Origin of the sequence: Lactiplantibacillus mudanjiangensis, from assembly GCF_005405385.1 — a bacterium.
In the GTDB taxonomy this organism is placed as follows: domain Bacteria; phylum Bacillota; class Bacilli; order Lactobacillales; family Lactobacillaceae; genus Lactiplantibacillus; species Lactiplantibacillus mudanjiangensis.
Genome location: NZ_BJDY01000003.1, coordinates 216,454 through 235,319, shown reverse-complemented (window position 1 = coordinate 235,319; position 18,866 = coordinate 216,454). Strand labels below are relative to the sequence as shown.

At 39.8% G+C, this 18,866-nt stretch carries 18 protein-coding genes; 12 read left to right on the top strand and 6 right to left on the bottom strand.

The window, feature by feature from the left end; translation table 11 throughout:
* Window positions 1–40 precede the first annotated feature (40 nt).
* The 3 genes from FFM84_RS05930 to FFM84_RS05920 form a co-directional block, all read right to left on the bottom strand.
* Window positions 41–1,507, bottom strand: a complete 1,467-nt coding sequence (locus FFM84_RS05930; RefSeq protein WP_130844532.1) for an FAD-dependent oxidoreductase — start codon at window positions 1,505–1,507, stop codon at window positions 41–43.
* Window positions 1,508–1,523: 16 nt separating this feature from the next.
* Window positions 1,524–2,459: an NmrA family NAD(P)-binding protein gene (locus FFM84_RS05925; protein WP_130844533.1), complete on the bottom strand. Its 936-nt coding sequence runs from the start codon at window positions 2,457–2,459 to the stop codon at window positions 1,524–1,526.
* Window positions 2,460–2,555: 96 nt separating this feature from the next.
* The gene (locus FFM84_RS05920) at window positions 2,556–3,431 is read right to left on the bottom strand and encodes a LysR family transcriptional regulator (RefSeq protein ID WP_130844534.1); all 876 of its coding nucleotides are present in this window, start codon (window positions 3,429–3,431) and stop codon (window positions 2,556–2,558) included.
* A 92-nt stretch (window positions 3,432–3,523) separates the two neighbouring features.
* Between FFM84_RS05920 and FFM84_RS05915 the strand changes: the two genes are divergently transcribed.
* Complete coding sequence (locus FFM84_RS05915) at window positions 3,524–4,201, top strand: hypothetical protein (protein ID WP_130844535.1); 678 nt, start codon at window positions 3,524–3,526, stop codon at window positions 4,199–4,201.
* 81 nt (window positions 4,202–4,282) lie between these two features.
* Here FFM84_RS05915 and FFM84_RS05910 read toward each other — a convergent pair whose 3' ends face one another.
* Entirely contained in the window at window positions 4,283–6,676 is a 2,394-nt protein-coding gene (locus tag FFM84_RS05910; RefSeq protein ID WP_130844536.1) for a phosphoketolase family protein, read from the bottom strand.
* A gap of 165 nt (window positions 6,677–6,841) precedes the next feature.
* A complete protein-coding gene (locus FFM84_RS05905; protein ID WP_130844537.1) occupies window positions 6,842–7,609 on the bottom strand; it encodes a DeoR/GlpR family DNA-binding transcription regulator in 768 nt (255 codons plus the stop codon).
* Window positions 7,610–7,941: 332 nt separating this feature from the next.
* Here FFM84_RS05905 and FFM84_RS05900 point away from each other — a divergent pair, with 332 nt between their 5' ends.
* The 11 genes from FFM84_RS05900 to FFM84_RS05850 all read left to right on the top strand — a co-directional run bounded on the left by FFM84_RS05900 (window position 7,942) and on the right by FFM84_RS05850 (window position 17,370).
* Entirely contained in the window at window positions 7,942–8,412 is a 471-nt protein-coding gene (locus FFM84_RS05900) for a PTS sugar transporter subunit IIA (protein WP_130844538.1), read from the top strand.
* Window positions 8,413–8,454: 42 nt separating this feature from the next.
* Entirely contained in the window at window positions 8,455–8,751 is a 297-nt protein-coding gene (locus FFM84_RS05895; RefSeq protein WP_130844539.1) for a PTS sugar transporter subunit IIB, read from the top strand.
* Window positions 8,752–8,798: 47 nt separating this feature from the next.
* A complete protein-coding gene (locus tag FFM84_RS05890; RefSeq protein WP_130844540.1) occupies window positions 8,799–10,070 on the top strand; it encodes a PTS galactitol transporter subunit IIC in 1,272 nt (423 codons plus the stop codon).
* Between the two features lie 65 nt (window positions 10,071–10,135).
* Window positions 10,136–11,194, top strand: a complete 1,059-nt coding sequence (locus FFM84_RS05885) for a zinc-binding dehydrogenase (protein WP_130844749.1) — start codon at window positions 10,136–10,138, stop codon at window positions 11,192–11,194.
* 113 nt (window positions 11,195–11,307) lie between these two features.
* On the top strand, window positions 11,308–11,928 hold the full coding sequence (locus FFM84_RS05880) for an HAD family hydrolase (RefSeq protein WP_130844541.1): 621 nt from the start codon (window positions 11,308–11,310) through the stop codon (window positions 11,926–11,928).
* Window positions 11,929–12,170: 242 nt separating this feature from the next.
* A complete protein-coding gene (locus tag FFM84_RS05875; protein WP_130844542.1) occupies window positions 12,171–12,974 on the top strand; it encodes an SDR family oxidoreductase in 804 nt (267 codons plus the stop codon).
* A 15-nt stretch (window positions 12,975–12,989) separates the two neighbouring features.
* Window positions 12,990–14,846: a BglG family transcription antiterminator gene (locus FFM84_RS05870; RefSeq protein WP_130844750.1), complete on the top strand. Its 1,857-nt coding sequence runs from the start codon at window positions 12,990–12,992 to the stop codon at window positions 14,844–14,846.
* Window positions 14,847–15,365: a transcriptional regulator GutM gene (locus tag FFM84_RS05865; RefSeq protein ID WP_130844543.1), complete on the top strand. Its 519-nt coding sequence runs from the start codon at window positions 14,847–14,849 to the stop codon at window positions 15,363–15,365.
* Window positions 15,362–15,919, top strand: a complete 558-nt coding sequence (gene srlA, locus FFM84_RS05860) for a PTS glucitol/sorbitol transporter subunit IIC (RefSeq protein ID WP_130844544.1) — start codon at window positions 15,362–15,364, stop codon at window positions 15,917–15,919. The genes FFM84_RS05865 and srlA overlap by 4 nt, the downstream gene beginning before the upstream one ends.
* A gap of 14 nt (window positions 15,920–15,933) precedes the next feature.
* A complete protein-coding gene (gene srlE / locus FFM84_RS05855; protein ID WP_130844545.1) occupies window positions 15,934–16,956 on the top strand; it encodes a PTS glucitol/sorbitol transporter subunit IIB in 1,023 nt (340 codons plus the stop codon).
* 33 nt (window positions 16,957–16,989) lie between these two features.
* Window positions 16,990–17,370, top strand: a complete 381-nt coding sequence (locus FFM84_RS05850; RefSeq protein WP_130844751.1) for a PTS glucitol/sorbitol transporter subunit IIA — start codon at window positions 16,990–16,992, stop codon at window positions 17,368–17,370.
* A 138-nt stretch (window positions 17,371–17,508) separates the two neighbouring features.
* Here FFM84_RS05850 and FFM84_RS05845 read toward each other — a convergent pair whose 3' ends face one another.
* A complete protein-coding gene (locus tag FFM84_RS05845) occupies window positions 17,509–18,765 on the bottom strand; it encodes a zinc-binding dehydrogenase (protein ID WP_130844546.1) in 1,257 nt (418 codons plus the stop codon).
* Between the last annotated feature and the right edge of the window lie 101 nt (window positions 18,766–18,866).

Sequence of the window (18,866 nt, the reverse complement as noted above, 5' to 3'; positions counted from 1 at the left end):
ACGCTTTAATTTTATTAAAAAGAATCTTTGGGTTTAATGATTAGTGTTTTGCAGCGTCTTCACCAGCAATCCGGCCAGAGTTCCAGGCAAAAGCACAGCTAATACCTTCTAGCGTAGGATATGAGGTGTCATACATGCCACTGGCATTGTTACCAGTGGCATAAAGATTAGTCATAATTAGACCATCCTTATCGAGTACATGTAAATGGTCATCAACTGCCACGCCGCCGATGGTACCTAGAGTTGTTGATTGTGCTTTAATTGCGTAGAAGGGTCCATCAGCAACCTTGAACCGGAGAAATGAGTCATCTTTATTGAATTCCAAATCATGACCATTATTGATCATCTGGTTGTATTGTTCAAAAGTGTTTTTCAACGTTTTAGAGTCAATCTTTAAAGCGGAGGCTAATTGTTCAGGTGTTTCTGATTTAACTGCGGCACCTTGGTCAATAGCTTCCTTAAGATCACTTTCTATTTCTGAAAAGGGTCCAACCGTATGAGTCATTGGGTCATGGGAAAGTGTTTTAAACGTCCGTTCAAATGAGTCAGTCCAATTTAATTGATTGGTTTTAAGGTAACTAATGGTTGCTTGATCCAGCACAAAATAATAGTACCCACCATTGGTATAAGTGCTGTTACCCCAAAGTGCAAAATCATAGACGATGTCTTCATTCACAAATCGTTGACCGCGACGATTAATCCAGAGAAATGGGAGATTAGTCAATGAGAAAATAGTGTTATTGTGCCATTTGGGATCAGCTTTAGAAATAACTGAGGCAGCATGATTTTCAAACGTTCCTAAACCACTAGTATCAGCGTTTAGTTGGTTTAAAAGCTGAATGCCATCACCAGTTGCTTTTCGTTCACCCATACTATAAAGGTTCTCGCTATTTATTTTCAAGTAATGATCAACCATTTTGGTATTGCCGACAAATCCACCGTCAGCAAAAATAACTTTAGTACAGTTAATTGGTTGTTGGATACCATTATGGTCAATTAAAACTTGCTTAATTGTGCCATCTTGATAATCTAACGAAATAATTGAAGTTTGAGTGAACAATTGGCCACCGAAACTAATAAAACGTTCCATTAATCGTTGAAAACCAGCAAATTTATCAAGGTATTGGTGATACACGCGGGGATGATCTTGGTGCACCTCTTGAGTATTGTTCACCAATTCTGTTTTTAACCCATTCTTGGCTAGCCAATCAATCGTATCGGCAGACTTGTCAATAATCGCTTTTGTTAACCGAGTATTGGATCGATAGTGAGTATAAGCCATCATCTCTTGATAAGCAGCAGTTGGTGAATAATCAATGTGAGCGGCTTGTTGCAGATGACTACCAGCAGCAAATAATCCTTGTGCACCAAACATGCCAGCACCGCCAAATTTGGTGCCTTTTTCTAAGAGAATTACTTGTACACCGTTTTCAACGGCACTTAATGCGGCACCAATGCCAGAGGCGCCAGCCCCGACAACCACAATATCTGTGTTTAATTGTGTCATTTTGGTAGCCTCCGTTCTAAGCGTCGACCGAATGGCGTTCACCGATTTGATAGTCGGCGGAGTTTTCAAACATAGCCTGAACGGTGCGTCCTTTTTGACCAGTTAGTTTAAAGTAGTCGTCAGAATAAGTAGCCATTTTACCTTCACGAATTGCTTTACCGAAAGTAACCATACCGTCGGACGAGAATGGCGCTGAGCTACCCTTTTTAAAGTGGCCGTCTGTATTGCGAGGAACGCCCATTTTATCAAAAATGGCGTAATCTTCTTCATCACTAACTTCTTGGTAGCGAACATTATTGCCAGTGACTTCATTACCAATCTTAATGAAGTCACTAATCGTCATTAATTCTGGTCCATTGATATTTAAAATTGAATGTTTTAAATCAGAAGCCATTGCGTAGGCAGCAGCCGTTGCGCAATCTTGCCGGGAAATATAGGCCATTTTACCATCGGCCTGGTTGTTAGCTAGAACGCCGGTTTTTGCCATGGCGAAATAGTTAGAAATCATCGCTTCAGCGTATTGGGAGTTACGCAAGAAAATATAATCTAAGTTAGTATTCTCGACATAAGACTCCGTCCAGGCGTGATCCAATTTTTCAATACTTGGATTAGTTGGGTCGGCGGCGTTTACTAAGGATGTGTAGACGAGTTGTTCAACGCCGCTAGCTAAACAGGCATCGATGACGTTTTTATGGGCCTGACGGCGTTTCTTGCCAACAAAAGGCATTGAAATCAATAAGACCTTTTTTGCACCAGTAAAGGCTTGGGCCAAGCCATCAGGATCATTAAAATCAGTGACTTTGGTTGTGATCCCTTGATTCTGATATTTAGCGAGACCTTTTTCCGTAGGTGCGGTAAAGATTAATTGCGATTTATCAAGAAGTTTTAAGGCCACTGTGGCTGCTTGACCGCCAAAGTTACCGTCAACACCAGTAAAGACATATTTATCCATGAGAGTAGACCACCTTTATTAATTGTTAATTTAATTCTATGTGAATTAGTTAACAATTGCCAACATCGAATTTAAGTGCCACATAAGTAAACGCTTCTACCTTTGAAATAATTGAAGGATACGTCTTAATTCTGGGTTCGTATCATTTTTCTGCCAAGCTAAACAAACCTGATACTTGTGTTGACTACCAACGACTTTGACACGATGTAAGGTTGTAAATTCATGGGTTAGGCGCTTATAGTCTGGAATGAAGGTGATGCCTTTGTTGAGTTGAACCAATAGTAAGGCAGTATCAATATCGGAAACTGTGGCAGTAATTTTTAACGGCACACTATCTGCTTTTGAATGGTCTTTCATCTTGAGATAAGAGTTAGTATTGGGCCGGTTTGCGACATAAATCACAGCTTGATTCAGCAATTGTTCTGGTGTAATCGTAGTCAGTTGGTACCAGGGATGGCTTGGGCCAACGACAATATCGTAATTGCCTTGAGCTAAAACTAGTGTAGATAATTGATCAGTAGCAGTGATTTCTGAATCAAAGCTAACAGCTAAATCAACTGTTTTGTTTAATAGTTTATCTTGAATGTCGTTTAGGTCACTTTTGACCAAAAAGAGTTCTAAATCGCTGATTGGCTTAACAATCGGTAATACGAATTTTTCGACAGGCTCAACAGCGCCATTGGGATAAGCAATTGTTAGTAATTTAGGAGTTTGCTTTAATTGGGCGATTTCGCCTTTAAGAACATTGTATTGTCCAAGGATGATCAATGAACGTTTATTTACCACCTCACCAATTCTAGTCAACTCGATAGGAAGCTTAGTTCGGTCAATCAACGTAACATCTAACTCTGATTCCAGTTTAGCGATTTGCTGACTAATGGCTGTTTGAGAAATGAAATTTTCTTCCGCAGCTTGAGAAAAGCTGTGGAGTCTAGCTACATCACAGAAATAATGAAGGCGAGTGAAATTCATGTTTTCCTCCTCAGAAATCAAGTGTAAAGTTTAATGGTATGGATATATACGTTCATTTATAGCATAGATATTATTCAGAAGGTAGGTTAATCATGTCTAAACCAATTATGCCAAGTACTAATGGAACCGTTCAAATTGATTTAAAAGCTTATCAGCAGTGGCAGCAGTTAACGAAATTGCTGGTGGCTGCTCAAGTAGAAAGTAAAGATCGAATCGTGAAGTTTGATGCAAAAAAGTTAACCACGGCACTAACTTACGGTTTACAGTTGTCTGATTCGGCGTTACGTGCTGAAATCGTGAATGGGTCAGCACCATCAGTGATTCCTCAAAGCCATTATACGTTATGGCCACGAGTTGAAGGCGGCGTAGATTTGGTTTGGTCAAATGGTGATAAGACCATCAAAAAAGGACTGTTATCAGAAATCGAGCTTCGGCAAAAAGCATTAATCGGTGGAGATATAGTTTCGGCCAAAATTAACGATGCAAAACAAGTTAGCGATATTCGAAAACTTGATCATGTTAATATTGAAAGTGAACTGATGACGCTAACACGAGCATTCATTGAGAGTGGCGACATGCTAGGTATGCCAGAACGTCTGATTGTAACTCATAATAACAAGACAACCTTGGTGGATGACAGCGGGATGCCGTATCCTTATGTGATTCCGCAATCAGTTGTAGCACAAATGCAGTTACAAGTGGGTGACCAAGTGGATCTGCGGTGGTATGCGCATGATTTGATGACGATGCGCTTGATTTGGCGATACTAGCACAAAAAAAGACTCATCCAGCCATACGGTTAGATGAGTCTTTTTAGTACCAAATTAAGGAATTAGCAAAACTTAGATGAGCTATTTAAGTGGTGACCATTTCCAGTTTTCAACTTCAGGAAGATCAGTTCCTTCGGCCCGAATGAAGTCATGATGCTTATCAAGCGTCGTATTCATTTCTTGAACCAAATGAGCACCTTTTTCAGCGTAAGCTGGTGTTGCCAAGATGGCAGCCTTAACTAAGTGGAAGCGGTCGAGTTCATTACGGACCCGCATATCGAATGGGGTAGTAATGTCGCCTTCTTCACGATAGCCATGAACGTGTAAGTTATGGTTATGACGATCGAAGAAGAGGGTCTTTACAAGGTCATCGTAAGCGTGATAAGCGAAGATGACTGGCTTGTCCTTCGTGAAGATTGAATCGAATTCAGCGTCCGTTAAGCCGCGAGGATCGTCTTTTTTCAACTTCAAGAGGTCAACGACATTGACGAAACGAATCTTCATTTCTGGGAACGCCGCATGCAAGATTGAGACCGCAGCTAAACTTTCAGTCGTTGGTTCTGAACCAGCCGTTGCAAAGACAACATCAGGTTCTTCACCGTTATCGGTACTTGCCCAGTCGATCACACCGAGACCATCACGAACTAAGTGTTTAGCTTCATCCATGGTGAACCATTGTGGACGTGGATGCTTGCTGGCAATGATCAAGTTGATCAATTGCTTACTTTGAATAGCTTTATCAAAGGTGGCAATCAAAGTATTGGCATCACCTGGCAAGTAAGTCCGAATATATTCAGTCTTCTTTTCAGCCAAATGTGAGATGATACCTGGATCTTGGTGTGAGTACCCATTGTGATCTTGTTGGAAAGCTGTTGATGAGGCAATCACGTTAAGTGAAGGCACATCAGCCCGCCAAGGGGTTTCTTCGTGTGAGTTCCGTAACCACTTGAAGTGTTGGGTTAACATTGAGTCCACAACGCGCAAGAATGATTCATAACTTGCAAAGAAACCATAACGACCAGTTAAGTTGTATGCTTCCAACATTCCTTCGTCCATGTGTTCTGACAACATGGAGTCAATGATCCGACCTTTAGGTGCCAATAAAGCATCGTTAGGTTCGTGAATTGGTTCCATCCATTGACGTTTAGTGTCTTCAAAAGCCGCACCTAACTTGTTAGATAAGGTTTCATCAGGACCCCAACCACGGAAGTTCTTGTTATGTTCGTTTAATTTAATCAAGTCACGGATATACTTCCCAAGTTCAGTCATATCTGAACCGTCTGCTTTACCATGTTCCTTGTTATCTAGAGCATAGTCATCGACATTTGGTGTGATTAAATCTTTGGTTAACTTCCCACCGTTGGTTACAGGGTTAGCAGCCATTCGAGCATCACCAGTTGGTACTAGTGATGCAATTTCTGGTTTCAAAGTCCCATTTTCGTCGAATAATTCTTCTGGTTTGTATGATTTGAGCCAAGCTTCCAATTTATCGGCATGTTCCATATGATTACGGTCAACAGGAATTGGAATTTGGTGAGCCCGGAATGATCCTTCAATTGGTTCGCCGTCCCAAGTCTTAGGACCTGTCCAGCCCTTAGGTGCGCGGAAGACAATCATTGGCCACTTGGGACGTGATTCATCGTTGTTATCCTTGGCATTCTTACGAATAGCATGGATTTCTTCGATAACTTTGTCCAATTCGGCTGCCATTAATTTGTGCATTTCAGCAGGGTCAGTACCTTCAACAAAGTGAGGATCCCAACCAAGGCCCTTGAAGTAATCTTCAAGTTCTTCGTGTGATTCACGTGAAAGCACTGTTGGGTTAGAAATCTTGAAGCCATTTAAGTTCAAGATTGGTAAGACAGTCCCATCACTGATTGGGTTGATGAACTTGTTAACTTGCCAAGAAGTTGCCAATGGACCAGTTTCAGATTCCCCATCACCAACAACCGTAGCGGCGATTAAGCCAGGATTATCAAGAACGGCACCAGCGCCATGCAAGATTGAGTAACCAAGTTCGCCACCTTCGTGGATTGAACCTGGTGTCTTAGGATCAGCATGAGAAGCCACACCACCTGGGAATGAGAATTGTTTGAATAAACGTTTCATCCCGGCAGTATCTTGGGTGATTTTTGGATAAGTTTCGGTGTAGGTTCCATCTAAGTAGGAGTTTGAAACCATGACTTGACCACCATGACCTGGGCCTTCGATGTAGAACATGTTCAAACCATACTTATTAATAACCCGGTTTAAGTGGGCATAAATAAAGTTTTGACCAGCAATGGTGCCCCAATGGCCAATTGGATGGACTTTAACATCCGTTGCCTTTAAGGGTTCTCTTAATAGAGGATTATTTAATAGGTAGAGTTGACCAACTGATACGTAGTTGGCAGCCCGCCAATATTCGTCAACACGATTTAAGTATTCATCTGAAGAGTAATCAACAGAAGTATCTTTGGTAATTGTTTCGCTCATCGTTTTGCAACTCCTTTGCAAATCTTTGTTTTATTTATCATTACGGTTATTATGATAGCGGTTTCAAAAATAAAGTCAAGCAAATTTTGGCATTCATAGGGAATGGATATTATGCGAATGCCACTAAAGCTTGCTAAATAGGGATTCTGTCAGATTTTTGATTTGTTATTTTCCACTGATTAAAGAGATGTCAGTCAAGCGAATTTGCTTGGCAATTCGTTGATCTAATTGATCATCTGTAATAATGACATCAATATCATCGACACTAGCAGTTTTATAAAGCGCATTTTTTTCGAATTTGGTGTGATCAGCCAAAACAACTTTCATGCGGCAATGTGCCATCATCTTTTTGGAAACTTCAACCTCTTCTATATAGTGGTTTGTGATACCGGCTTGTAAATTAACCCCACCGCAACCAAAGAAACCGATATCTGCATAGATATTATGGATATTACTTAGCGTAATTGGGCCGGAAAGGGAACCTTCACTAGTACGCATGGTACCGCCTAATAGGACGATCTGGATGTCTTTGACAAATTGTAGTGAGTTTAAGACAAAAGTTGAATTGGTAATTACCGTTAAATTGTGCAGATGGCTGTGCTTAATCTCTTCGGCAACTTGAAATGAGGTTGTACCATAGTCTAAAAAGATTGATTCCCCATCATGAATTAACCGTAATGCATTGACGGCAATTTGATTTTTTTCACTGACTGCTTCATGTTGACGACGACCGTATTTGGTTTCACTAACACTTTGTGGTAATGTTGCCCCTCCACGAATAGCCTGAACGAGGCCTTGTTTATCTAGATTATAAATATCTTTACGAATCGTTTCGCGTGAGACATCGATTTGTTTACTAATATCAGCAATTCTAATAGTTCCTTGTTGATTTAGTTGATCTAAGATATATTTTTGTCGCTGCATGACGTCCATAAAGTTCATCTCCTTTTAATTAGATAGGTAGATTAATTAAATTTTCGCTATTATCATAGCACACTTTTGGCAATTGTTTGCAACATGTTTTGACCAAGTGAAAAAAAGAATAAGATAAACACTGATTTAGCAACCGCTTACATCATTAATTAAACAACATTGTGAATTCATTTACTTGCTGGTTGCCAACCACTATGTCTTGCCAACTGCATTTTGCAAATACGGGAACAAAAGTTTTTAAAAGAAAAGTCTTGCAAAAGAATTGCAAAATGATACAATTTAATCATTGAAAGCGATTACATTTTATCGATCCACGAAAGGAGAGACATATTTTGAGTGAGAATGTTGTAGAAGTTAGCGATTACCTAAGAGATCAATTAATTCTCTTACATACTTCTTTTAAATCATCAGAGGAATTATTTACGGCAGTTAATGCCAAGGCAGAAGCTGGCGGCTTCGTTACCGATCAGTTTTTACCAAAGATCATTAAACGTGAGGCAACTTTTCCAACTGGTTTGCAATTAGAGAAGCGAGGCGTTGCGATTCCGCATACTGATGCTGACACTATTAAAAAGGAATTCGTTGCAGTTATTGTTAATGATGAGCCAATCAACTTTAGTCGCATGGATGATCCGGAACAAAAGGTTGGTGCAAAACTAGTCTTTGTTTTAGGACTGAACAAGCCACATGCACAATTGGACATGCTACAAGCATTAATGGCTATTATTCAGGATGATTCGTTGATAACTGAAATTGAAAGCGCTAACAGTAATGAAACAATTCATCAATTATTAAGTAAATAAAAATTAAGATCTATTTATATAGAAAGAAAAGGGGAACTTATTATGAAAAAATTAAACGTCTTAGTCGCATGTGGTGCTGGTATTGCAACGTCAACGGTTGTTATGAAGAAGGTTGAAGATTTATTTGCTGAAAATAACATTGATGCTAATTTAATTCAAATTAAAATTGCTGAAGCAGCTGGTAAGCAAGATGACGCAGACATGTTGATCTCAACAACGGTTTTACCTACTGAATACAAGATTCCAGCCATTAAAGCCATGGGATTCTTAACAGGAATTGGCGTTGATAAGTTAAAGGATGAGATCATTACTAAAGTTCATGAAATTCAAGCACAATAATTAATACTTTGAAAAGTTTTTAGATTCACTTAGTAGGAGGAAACATTATGAAAGTCTTATCTGACGTGGTTCAAAGCGTCATCAACGTTGGCCCTAGCGTAATGCTACCAATTATTATCTTTATCGTTGGGTTAATTTTCCGAGTGAAACCTGGAAAAGCACTCACCGCTGGGATTACGGTTGGTATTGGGATGATCGGGATCAACTTAGTTATTAATTTATTGACCACGAGTGTTGGTCCGGCTGCCCAAGCCATGGTTAAACGGTTTGGCTTCCACTTGACGATTATTGATGCTGGTTGGCCAGCCGTCTCAGCCGGAACCTGGGCGCAACCGATTTCAGCTATTATGATTCCAATTATCTTAGTCGTAAACGTTGCCTTGATTCTTTTAAATTGGACCAAGACTTTGGATATCGATATTTGGAACTATTGGCATATGATTGCCGCTTCTGCTACAGCTTATGTTGTAACTAAGAACTGGTGGTTTGCAATTCTTGCCGGAATTATTTATGAAGTTGCAGTCTTAATTATTGCTGATAAGACAGCACCGATGGTCGAGGAATTTTATGGATTAGAGGGGATCAGTTTTCCAACTGGTTCTGCTGCAGCTTATGGATTACTTGGTATTCCAATTGGTTGGGTTGTTAGCAAGATTCCTGGTATTAAGAAGTGGGATGTTGATCCACAAACGATTCAGAAGCGCTTCGGTGTGTTCGGCGAACCAATGGTTATGGGGATTGTGATTGGGATGTTATTAGCTGCTTTAGGTGGCTATTCCGTACCAAATATCCTCAAACTTGGGATGTCTATGGGTGGTGTTATGTTCTTAATGCCACGGATGGTTAAGATCTTGATGGAAGGTTTAATTCCAATTCAAGAAGGTGCCCAAAAATTACTTCAAGAAAAATATGGCAATCGGAAGATTTACTTAGGGATGGATGCTGCACTTTCAACTGGTTCACCAGCTACGTTGGCAACTGGGTTGCTGATGGTTCCGATTACGTTATTCTTAGCAATTATTTTACCTGGTAACCGAGTTTTGCCTTTCGGTGATTTAGCAACAATTCCATTCTTTGCGGCCTTGATTGTACCTAGTCGTAAAGGGAATATCGTTCATTCTGTCATTTCAGCAACGATTGTTATGACCTTTGCTTTGTTAATGGCAACGGACTTTGGTCCAACTTTAACTTCAATGATGCATGGGATTGTTTCATTCCCTAAAGGCGCATCCGAAGTTACTAACTTGGATACCGGTGGTAACATTTTGAACTGGATTATTTTGAAAGTTTCACAATTGGTCCAACCTTTATTTAACTAAAAAAATTTTTAGATACTCAGAAAGGAACATGAATTATGTCTGCTGAAGAATTTAATGAAGAAACAATGGAAGCTGTTGTTAAGACCGAAGCTGGTTATGACAATATGGAATTAAAACAAATCCCTGTACCCGAAGTTACTGGGGACAAGGTGTTATTAAAAGTTGCTTATACTGGAATTTGTGGGACGGATATCCATACTTTTAAAGGTCAATATGCAAACGCTGTCACCCCATTGGTTTTAGGTCATGAATTCTCAGGGAAAGTTGTTAAAGTAGGCCCAGACGTTACAACATTAAAGCCTGGCGATCGAGTTACTAGTGAAACGACTTTTGCTACTGATGAAACTTGTATTTATTGCCAAGACAAGGAATACAACTTATGTCCTAACCGTGAAGGGATTGGGACTAAGGCTAATGGCTCGATGGCCAACTACGTGTTAACTCGTGAAGAAAGTGCCCATATCCTGCCAGACAATGTGTCATACAAGATGGCTGCAATGTCTGAACCACTTGCTTCATGTGTTCATGCGATGTATCAAAAGACACCATTCACGTTACATGATACGTTACTTATCATCGGACCAGGACCAATGGGCTTACTTTCATTACAGATTGCCAAGGAAATTGGTGCACGGGTCTTTGTTTCTGGGATTACTAAAGATGCTGACCGTCTCCAAATTGCTAAAGAACTTGGTGCTGATATTGTTATTGATACGCAAAAAGAAGACCTTGAAAAGATCATTATGGATGCTACTGATGGTGTTGGTGTTACAAAAGTTTATGATTGCTCTGGTGCCACCCCAGCTGTTAACGCTGCTTTGCCATTAATTCGTAAAGGTGGAACTTTCCAACAAGTTGGACTGTTTGCTAAACCAATGAATGAATTGGACGAACGTTCAATCATTCAACATGAAATCACTTATCGTGGTTCACGTTCACAAAACCCATATGATTGGCCAATTGCGTTACACCTTGAAAGTAAAGGTGCTATCAACCAAGATGCCATGATTACAAAAGTCTTTGATTTGGAACACTGGCGTGATGCTTTTGATGCCATGATGGCCGGCAAAGAATTGAAAGTCATGATTGCATCAAATCCTGATGATCCAGATTTAGCTGAATAATCACTGGCTTGGCAATGAATATATTAAGTAATTACTAGAATGACAAACCTCCTTGTAAAGGTGCTACAGCTACGATGGCTGGGCACCTTTTTTGGAGATTAAGGAGATAGTTAATGACCTATCAAACGATTTTATTTGATATTGATAATACCTTGATTAATTCTGCCGACCTAATTGCCGAGACGTTGCAGAAAGGTGCTGCAGCAACTGGGGTTAATGTTCCCGTGTCTGAATATCGTAAACGAATTGGCCGACCTGGTGATGAGATTTTAAAGGAATTTGGGGTAACGAATTGGAAGCAAGTTTTAGCGGATTATATGGTTGAATTTGAGCGAAATATGGATCAGTTAACCTATTTCCCTGGTATCGAAGTATTATTGTCGAATTTAAATGAGTTGGGGATTCAAACTGGTGTAGTGACATCTAAGGATCAAGTGCAGTTTGCCAGGGAGACGAAGTATTTTCCACTAATTGCGGCTGCTAAAATTGTCACAACCTCAGATCTGACAACGAAGTCTAAACCTAGTGCAGAGCCGTTACTATATACTGTAAAGATGCATCAACTAGATCTAGAACAGACGTTATATGTCGGAGATAGTGTTTATGATATGCAGGCGGCTCAAGCAGCGCGGATGGACTTTGCAAGCGCTGATTGGGGTGCATTGCCAGATATCGAATGTAATTATGCTAAGTATCAGTTGGCACGACCAGATGTTTTATTAAAATTAATTTAAAGACTAGGAGAACAATCATTAGCAAGGCTAATAATTGTTCTTTTATTTTGTTAACGAACAAAAATGGAGTTTTAGTTGTAAAGCGTTGGCAACTGAATTCATTAATGATATCAAGGAGCTATGTCTCATTAGTAAACCACTTTGTCAGGGATGTTGGAAATTAACGATATTAATTAATGTAGGCGCTTACATTATGATGTAATCATAGAAATTAAATATAAGTTGTGAGGAGCGTATTAATTATGTCAACAGATTGGTTAGCGTTAGAAGATCGCGTCATTATTGTTACAGGGGGATCATCAGGAATTGGCGATGCCATTGTATCAGAGCTTTTGAAACATGGTGCTAATGTTATTGATTTGGATCTTAACCCAAGTGAACGTGACGATGAGCAATTAACTTTTATTAAATGTGATGTAATATCGGGGACGGCCGTTGATGAAGCGGTAGATAGAGTAGCAACTAAGTTTGGTCATATTGATGGTTTAGTAAATAACGCTGGAATTAACATGCCACGTTTATTAGTTGATAGTCAGACACCACGTGGCCAATATGAACTCAATGAGGCGGCTTTTGATAAGATGTTTGCCGTTAATGTCAAAAGTACGTTCCTGCTTTCGCAAGCAGTCGGGCGGTATATGGCTAAACAACAGGATGGCGTTATTGTGAATATGTCATCTGAAGCCGGATTAGAGGGTTCACAGGGCCAGAGCATTTATTCAGGAACTAAGGGTGCAATTAATGGATTAACTCGTTCATGGGCCAAAGAACTAGGTGAGTACAATATTCGTGTCGTTGGTGTGGCACCCGGCATTATGGAAGCAACTGGTTTACGTACACCTGCTTATGAAGAAGCATTAGCTTATTCACGTCACAAAACGGTAGCTGATTTAAGAGCAGGATATAAGAGTACAACAACCACACCACTAGGTCGTAGCGGGCACTTATATGAAGTGGCTGATTTAGTTAGTTACTTTTTATCGAAACGAGCAAGTTATATTACTGGCGTAACCACTAATGTAGCCGGAGGTAAATCGCGCGGCTAAAAAGGAATGATGTCGTTGAATAGTCAATATCTGCGGTTGCTAAGCTTTTTTATCGTTAATGATTCAGTAACGATAAATGAATTATTGGCAGTCGAACATGTTTCCGAACGAACGATGAACAAATACATTCAACAATTGAATGAAGAGCTAGCTGGGGCCGCTCAAGTTCATGAAAAGCGGCGGCGATATTATTTACAGGTTAATGATTACCAGCGATTGGCTAAGTTACAAACTGGACACTTAAAAAAGAGTTTGGATTTCAATGATGCAAATAAACGCTATGCCTATATTGTAAAACGGTTATTTCAAAGTACTGATTATATAACTTTGGATGACTTGGCAGATGAGCTAACGATTAGTAAAACAACATTGAATCGTGACTTGAAGCAGTTAAGGCAAGCCTTGGCTAGCTATGATGCTGAGATTTATGCAATGACTAACAATGGTATTAAGTTAATGATTTACGATGATTATGAGGCACCGATTATTGTTGACCATTTTGTATACGACTACTTTGACTTGCAAGCAATGGTCACATCAGAATGGTTAGATCGCGTACGGCAATGTTGTTATCGATTGGGATTAGAGGCGTCAATGAGTAAATTGCTTCGTCGTCATCTGATTGTTTTAAATTTTTCGATTAATAGTGGTTATCGAATAACATCTCAGATTCCAAATTTCCATCGATTGTGGCAATTATCAGAGAATCCACTCCAGTTAGCAACGGTTTTATCAATAGGTTTTAAGACTGAACTCAGCGATAATGAACTCGACTATTTGATGGCACCGCTGGCATTTAAAGCGAATGGACTGTTATCAGAAGCGTTGATTGACAGTCAGTTGACTCAAAATGGCATCATTTTTGAAAGAATTAGACAACAAAGTGAGTTGTCTAGCGCTTTGAACTTTGAGCATATGTACGACCAAATTAAATATCATTGTTTATTTTTAATTAATCGGACGATCTTTCATGTGCAAACCAATCAATTATTACCGAGTAACTTATTAGAGAAATACCCAATTGCTTATGACTTGGCACAAACAATGTTGAAAGTACTAGAGGGACATCTAGGTGTCCCAGTTGATCCTGCCGAAATGGGTTACTTGGTGCTCTATTTTGAAATGGAATTAGAGGATCGTCAGAATAAAGGGCAACCAAGTTTTGAAGTGGCGATTGTTGGACAAGTAGGCGCTAGTGTTATCAAATTTATTCAACATCAATTGGATGAGATTTTTGAAGATGAAGTGGTGGTGACGGTTTTTGCAAATGCTAAACAACTGAATATGAATTATGGTCATTACTTGCTTATCTTTTCCGATCGGCCAATTGAATATGGCGATACTACCACTCCAGTTGTACGAATTAGTGCCGCCTTTCGGGCTAATGAACTACGTGTGAAATTACAAGTCTCATTAGTCGAAAGGGCGATCTTGAACAGTAACTGTGAGTTTGATTTTTGGAACTTAAAGCATCAGACACCATATCTTGATGCCGTTAAAACGATGATTGAAGCACGGATTGATGATGGTAGCCTAAATACTAGTTTTATGAAGTCATGGCAGCAGCGTGAACAACAAGGGTCAAGCGTTTTTGAGAATGGTATTGCGATTCCGCATGTGATTGATAATTCTGGGCATCAACGGATTTTATTGCAATTAGGTGTTTTTGATCGGCGAACGAAATATCAAGATCGAGATGTTCAGTTTGTCTTTTTGATTGGAATTCCCCAAAAACTGAATCATGAGCTAAACAAAGTTCTGTCACAGGTGTATGACTTGATTTTCTTAATTGCAAGTAACAGCAATATTTATCAAGGGTTATTGAATTATGATCAGCAACAACCCTTAACTCAAATTACGGAGGGCATTTAAATGACATTAACGTTATATCTTGGTATCGGGCTTGTCGCTGCTTTCCTTTTACAGGGATTATTAGGATTTATTCAGATTAAAAATTTTTCGCAAAACTATCGTGAATTACGACAGCATGGCCGAGTATTGATTGGTAAAAATCCTAAGCGACTCCAGGCTGGAAGCTTATTATTATTAGCGATTGATCTTGATGGCAACATTAAAGAGGCTCGAATAATGAAAGGGGTTACGATATTTGCTCATTTTAAGCAACTACCGTTGTTAAAGCAGCATAATATCGTGGTAGTTGCTGCAGATAACGAGATGATGCAACAAGTTGATAAATTAACTCGTGGTTGTATTCTAAATGCTTATCGTAACTTTGTTAACTTTAAGACAGGACAATTGGCATACGATGATCTCAATACGAATGTCAATATCTTCTCAATGCCACTATTCGAAAAAATCAAGCAGCTATATCATCAACTGAATCGGCTTATCGGCCACCAACTCAATAAAGTTAGGAGAAATGAACTATGAAATATATTACAGCATTTGCCTCGGGTTTTATGGGCTTGTTCCAGACCGGTGCTAAGACGTTTATCGGTTGGATGAGTTCAATCGTCCCCGTAGTATTACTTTTATTGGTTTTAATGAATACGATTATTGCTTATCTTGGGGAAGAACGAATGAACAAGTTAGCGCGAGCATCTTCGCGAAATGTGTTAACTCGTTATATGATTTTGCCATTTTTATCAGCGTTTATGTTAGGCAATCCGATGTCATTTACCATGGGACGGTTCTTGCCAGAATTTTACAAACCAAGTTACTACGCGGCGCAAGCACAATTTTGTCATACTAGTAATGGGGTTTTTCCACACATTAATCCTGGGGAGTTGTTCATCTGGTTGGGGATTGCCCAAGGGGTTGAAAAACTTGGCCTAAATACGATGGACTTAGCCATGCGCTACTTATTAGTTGGATTGGTGATGAATTTTATTGGGGGTTGGGTAACCGATTATACGACCGCTTACGTTTGTCGAACCAGTGGCGTTAAATTATCTAAGGATGTCAATGTTGTCACTAATGCTTAAGGAGGGGTCTAATCATGTCATGGAAAAGTATTCAAGTTGAACACGGAACTGGTGGCTGGGGTGGCCCACTCACAATTACACCAACAGCTGAGAAGCATAAGTTTATTTATGTGACTGGTGGAAACAAACCGGCAATAGTCGATAAGATTGCCGAGTTAACGGGTATGGAGGCTATTGATGGGTTTAAGACCTCAATTCCAGATAATGAAATTGCCGTAGCCATTATCGACTGTGGTGGTACGCTTCGATGTGGTATTTATCCTAAAAAAGGTATTTTGACGATTAATGTGTTACCAACTGGGAAGAGTGGTCCACTAGCGAAATATATTACACCTGAATTGTATGTTTCAAATGTCGGTGTTAATCAGATTAAGTTAACTGATGCCGTTGCAGAACAAGCACAGTCAGTTGATGATATGGCGAAGAACGAAGCGCCTGCTGAAACTAGTGATAGCGAAGCCAAATACGATAATAGCAAGACAATTACCCAACAGATGGAACATAAAAGTTTTATTGCAAAGATTGGGGTTGGTGCTGGTAAAGTTGTTGCCACGTTCAATCAGGCGGCTAAGGATTCGGTACAAACCGTAATCAATACCATTATTCCATTTATGGCCTTTGTCGCATTGCTAATTGGGATTATTCAGGGGTCTGGTATCGGTAAGGTTTTTGCCAAGTTAATGACGCCACTGGCCGGAAATGTCTGGGGACTGATGATTATGGGCTTTATCTGCTCTTTACCGTTTTTATCGCCATTATTAGGACCCGGAGCAGTTATTGGCCAAGTGATTGGGACGTTAATTGGTGTTGAAATCGGTAAAGGTAATATTTCGCCACAGTATGCATTACCAGCATTGTTTGCGATTAATACGCAGAATGCCTGTGACTTTATTCCAGTTGGTTTAGGTTTGGAAGAAGCCGAATCTAAAACAGTTGAAGTTGGGGTGCCGTCAGTTCTGTATTCGCGGTTCTTTAACGGGGTACCTCGAGTATTTGTTGCTTGGATTGCCAGTTTCGGTTTATATCCTGGCAAATAATGTTGAAAATTATTGAGTAGGTGAATTTGAATGATGGAAATTGATAAACATATAGCATATCAAACAGTGGTCAAAGAAATTGGCAATGAAGCATTAGATTTTGCCGAAATTAAAATGGTGATTTTCTTTGGTGATGAAGCACCGGAGGCTTTACGGCCGTCCTGTTATATTGTGGATGTTAATTCGATCGCTGGTGATATTAAACCAGGAATGTTTTTAGTTATTGATGATGAAAGCTATCAGATCACGGCTGTAGGCAAAGAAGTTGAACGGAATCTACAAAACCTTGGCCATATTGCCGTTAGTTTCACTGGTGAAACTAAGGCCGGATTAGCGGGAACCATGTATGTTGAAGATAAACCATATCCACATATTAGGGTAGGGAGTCGGGTCAGCGTTCAAGTGGCAGAGTAAATTAACCTAAAACGCCTACTGAAAATGTAGGTGTTTTTTATTATGAACGATATCCTTGGAAGAAAATAAACTGATCCTTAAATTGATTGTTTATCAATTTAAGGATCAGTTTTGATTGTTTGCAGTGATTTCTGATAGCTAGATGTTTGCTGTATCTTCAGCTGAAATGTCCGGCATATTAGTCATAATCCATTGTTCAGCTTCTGGTGACCATAAGCCATTATGTTTTGCTAAGACTTTACCTAAACCAGATTCTGGATCAACTTTGGCTAATTCAATACGGTCGAATTTCTTTTGGGAATAAACAAGCTTCTTACCACCGCCAATTTCGGGCTGTGTCAAAGTGGTTTCTGCAGCAGCGTTGAGACCTAACACATGGGTGATTACTTTAGCAACGTTGACCTTACGCTCGGCGATTAACTGTGCAGCGGTTGCCTCATTCTGAGCATTACCGCCAGAGGTACCAGCAACGTGAGTAAAGTTGTAGTGTACATCATAGAAATTCAGCTGTGCTGTGAAGTCTTTGTGCATTGGACCGGCAAATTGATTAAGGCAGCCATCAGGATTGAGAAGTTCGCCAGACATTGTCACTAAAGCTGGTACGCTAATCATGCAGAAAATGTCGTCAAAGCCAGCACCATCCACCGTCGCCTTTAATTTTGCTTTTTGTTCATCAACTGATAAACCGTTTACATTTACGAAAGAAACGTTAACTTCGTCAGAAGGATACAACTCTTTAGCACGATCTAGTTTGCTTTGGTCAATATCCGTAACGACTAAGTTCTTAGGTTTTACGCCAGCATGTAAAGCGTAATCGATTGCCAATAGTCCCATTGGACCAGTACCACCAAGCATTAAGATATTCCCATTAGCTTTGATACCCATTTTGTGATTATAGGTGTGTGGAATGAGGTGAAATTGTGCCTCAAACGCTGCAATGACACAGCTAAGTGGCTCACAAAGCGAACCTTCGTAGTAAGCTTGACCGTGAAAAGGCACTAGACAATCTAATGCCATTACTTCGTTTGGAATGATAATAGCCGTGGCATCGCCGCCGATGTAGGGGTATGAATAGCCAGGTACAAACGGTGTGTCATCACGTGCCAAATTTGGCTGAATGGCATAATCATCACCAGCTTGATACTTATCAGCCCACTTTTTACCGACTTTTAAAATTTTGCCTGAAAATTCATGACCAACTAGTGCCGGGTTTTTATCCAGATTATCTGGCGTTTTTTTATGGTCTTCACCTTCTTGGGCAAGTTTCCAAGACGACATACACATGGTATCGCTGACCACCGTTGCTAAGATTTCATCGTCTTTAATTTCTGGTAATTCAAATTGTTCAACTCGCAGATCCTTTTTACCGTGAATTCGTAATCCAATACTGTTCATTACTTGTTCCTCCTCACAAATGTGTTTAAAATGTGTGATTTCATTTACAAGACCAATAATAAACGGCACTTTAAAAGCAGTCAATACGCACGCGCCATTAC

Excerpts from the sequence above, each read along its gene's own strand:
- FFM84_RS05880 (WP_130844541.1), top strand. The coding sequence starts at position 11,308 with ATGACCTATCAAACGATTTTATTTGATATTGATAATACCTTGATTAAT.
- FFM84_RS05915 (WP_130844535.1), top strand. The coding sequence starts at position 3,524 with ATGTCTAAACCAATTATGCCAAGTACTAATGGAACCGTTCAAATTGAT.
- FFM84_RS05920 (WP_130844534.1), bottom strand. The coding sequence starts at position 3,431 with ATGAATTTCACTCGCCTTCATTATTTCTGTGATGTAGCTAGACTCCAC.
- FFM84_RS05895 (WP_130844539.1), top strand. The coding sequence starts at position 8,455 with ATGAAAAAATTAAACGTCTTAGTCGCATGTGGTGCTGGTATTGCAACG.
- srlA (WP_130844544.1), top strand. The coding sequence starts at position 15,362 with ATGAAATATATTACAGCATTTGCCTCGGGTTTTATGGGCTTGTTCCAG.
- FFM84_RS05925 (WP_130844533.1), bottom strand. The coding sequence starts at position 2,459 with ATGGATAAATATGTCTTTACTGGTGTTGACGGTAACTTTGGCGGTCAA.
- FFM84_RS05850 (WP_130844751.1), top strand. The coding sequence starts at position 16,990 with ATGGAAATTGATAAACATATAGCATATCAAACAGTGGTCAAAGAAATT.
- FFM84_RS05930 (WP_130844532.1), bottom strand. The coding sequence starts at position 1,507 with ATGACACAATTAAACACAGATATTGTGGTTGTCGGGGCTGGCGCCTCT.
- FFM84_RS05910 (WP_130844536.1), bottom strand. The coding sequence starts at position 6,676 with ATGAGCGAAACAATTACCAAAGATACTTCTGTTGATTACTCTTCAGAT.
- srlE (WP_130844545.1), top strand. The coding sequence starts at position 15,934 with ATGTCATGGAAAAGTATTCAAGTTGAACACGGAACTGGTGGCTGGGGT.
- FFM84_RS05905 (WP_130844537.1), bottom strand. The coding sequence starts at position 7,609 with ATGGACGTCATGCAGCGACAAAAATATATCTTAGATCAACTAAATCAA.
- FFM84_RS05885 (WP_130844749.1), top strand. The coding sequence starts at position 10,136 with ATGGAAGCTGTTGTTAAGACCGAAGCTGGTTATGACAATATGGAATTA.
- FFM84_RS05845 (WP_130844546.1), bottom strand. The coding sequence starts at position 18,765 with ATGAACAGTATTGGATTACGAATTCACGGTAAAAAGGATCTGCGAGTT.
- FFM84_RS05865 (WP_130844543.1), top strand. The coding sequence starts at position 14,847 with ATGACATTAACGTTATATCTTGGTATCGGGCTTGTCGCTGCTTTCCTT.
- FFM84_RS05890 (WP_130844540.1), top strand. The coding sequence starts at position 8,799 with ATGAAAGTCTTATCTGACGTGGTTCAAAGCGTCATCAACGTTGGCCCT.
- FFM84_RS05875 (WP_130844542.1), top strand. The coding sequence starts at position 12,171 with ATGTCAACAGATTGGTTAGCGTTAGAAGATCGCGTCATTATTGTTACA.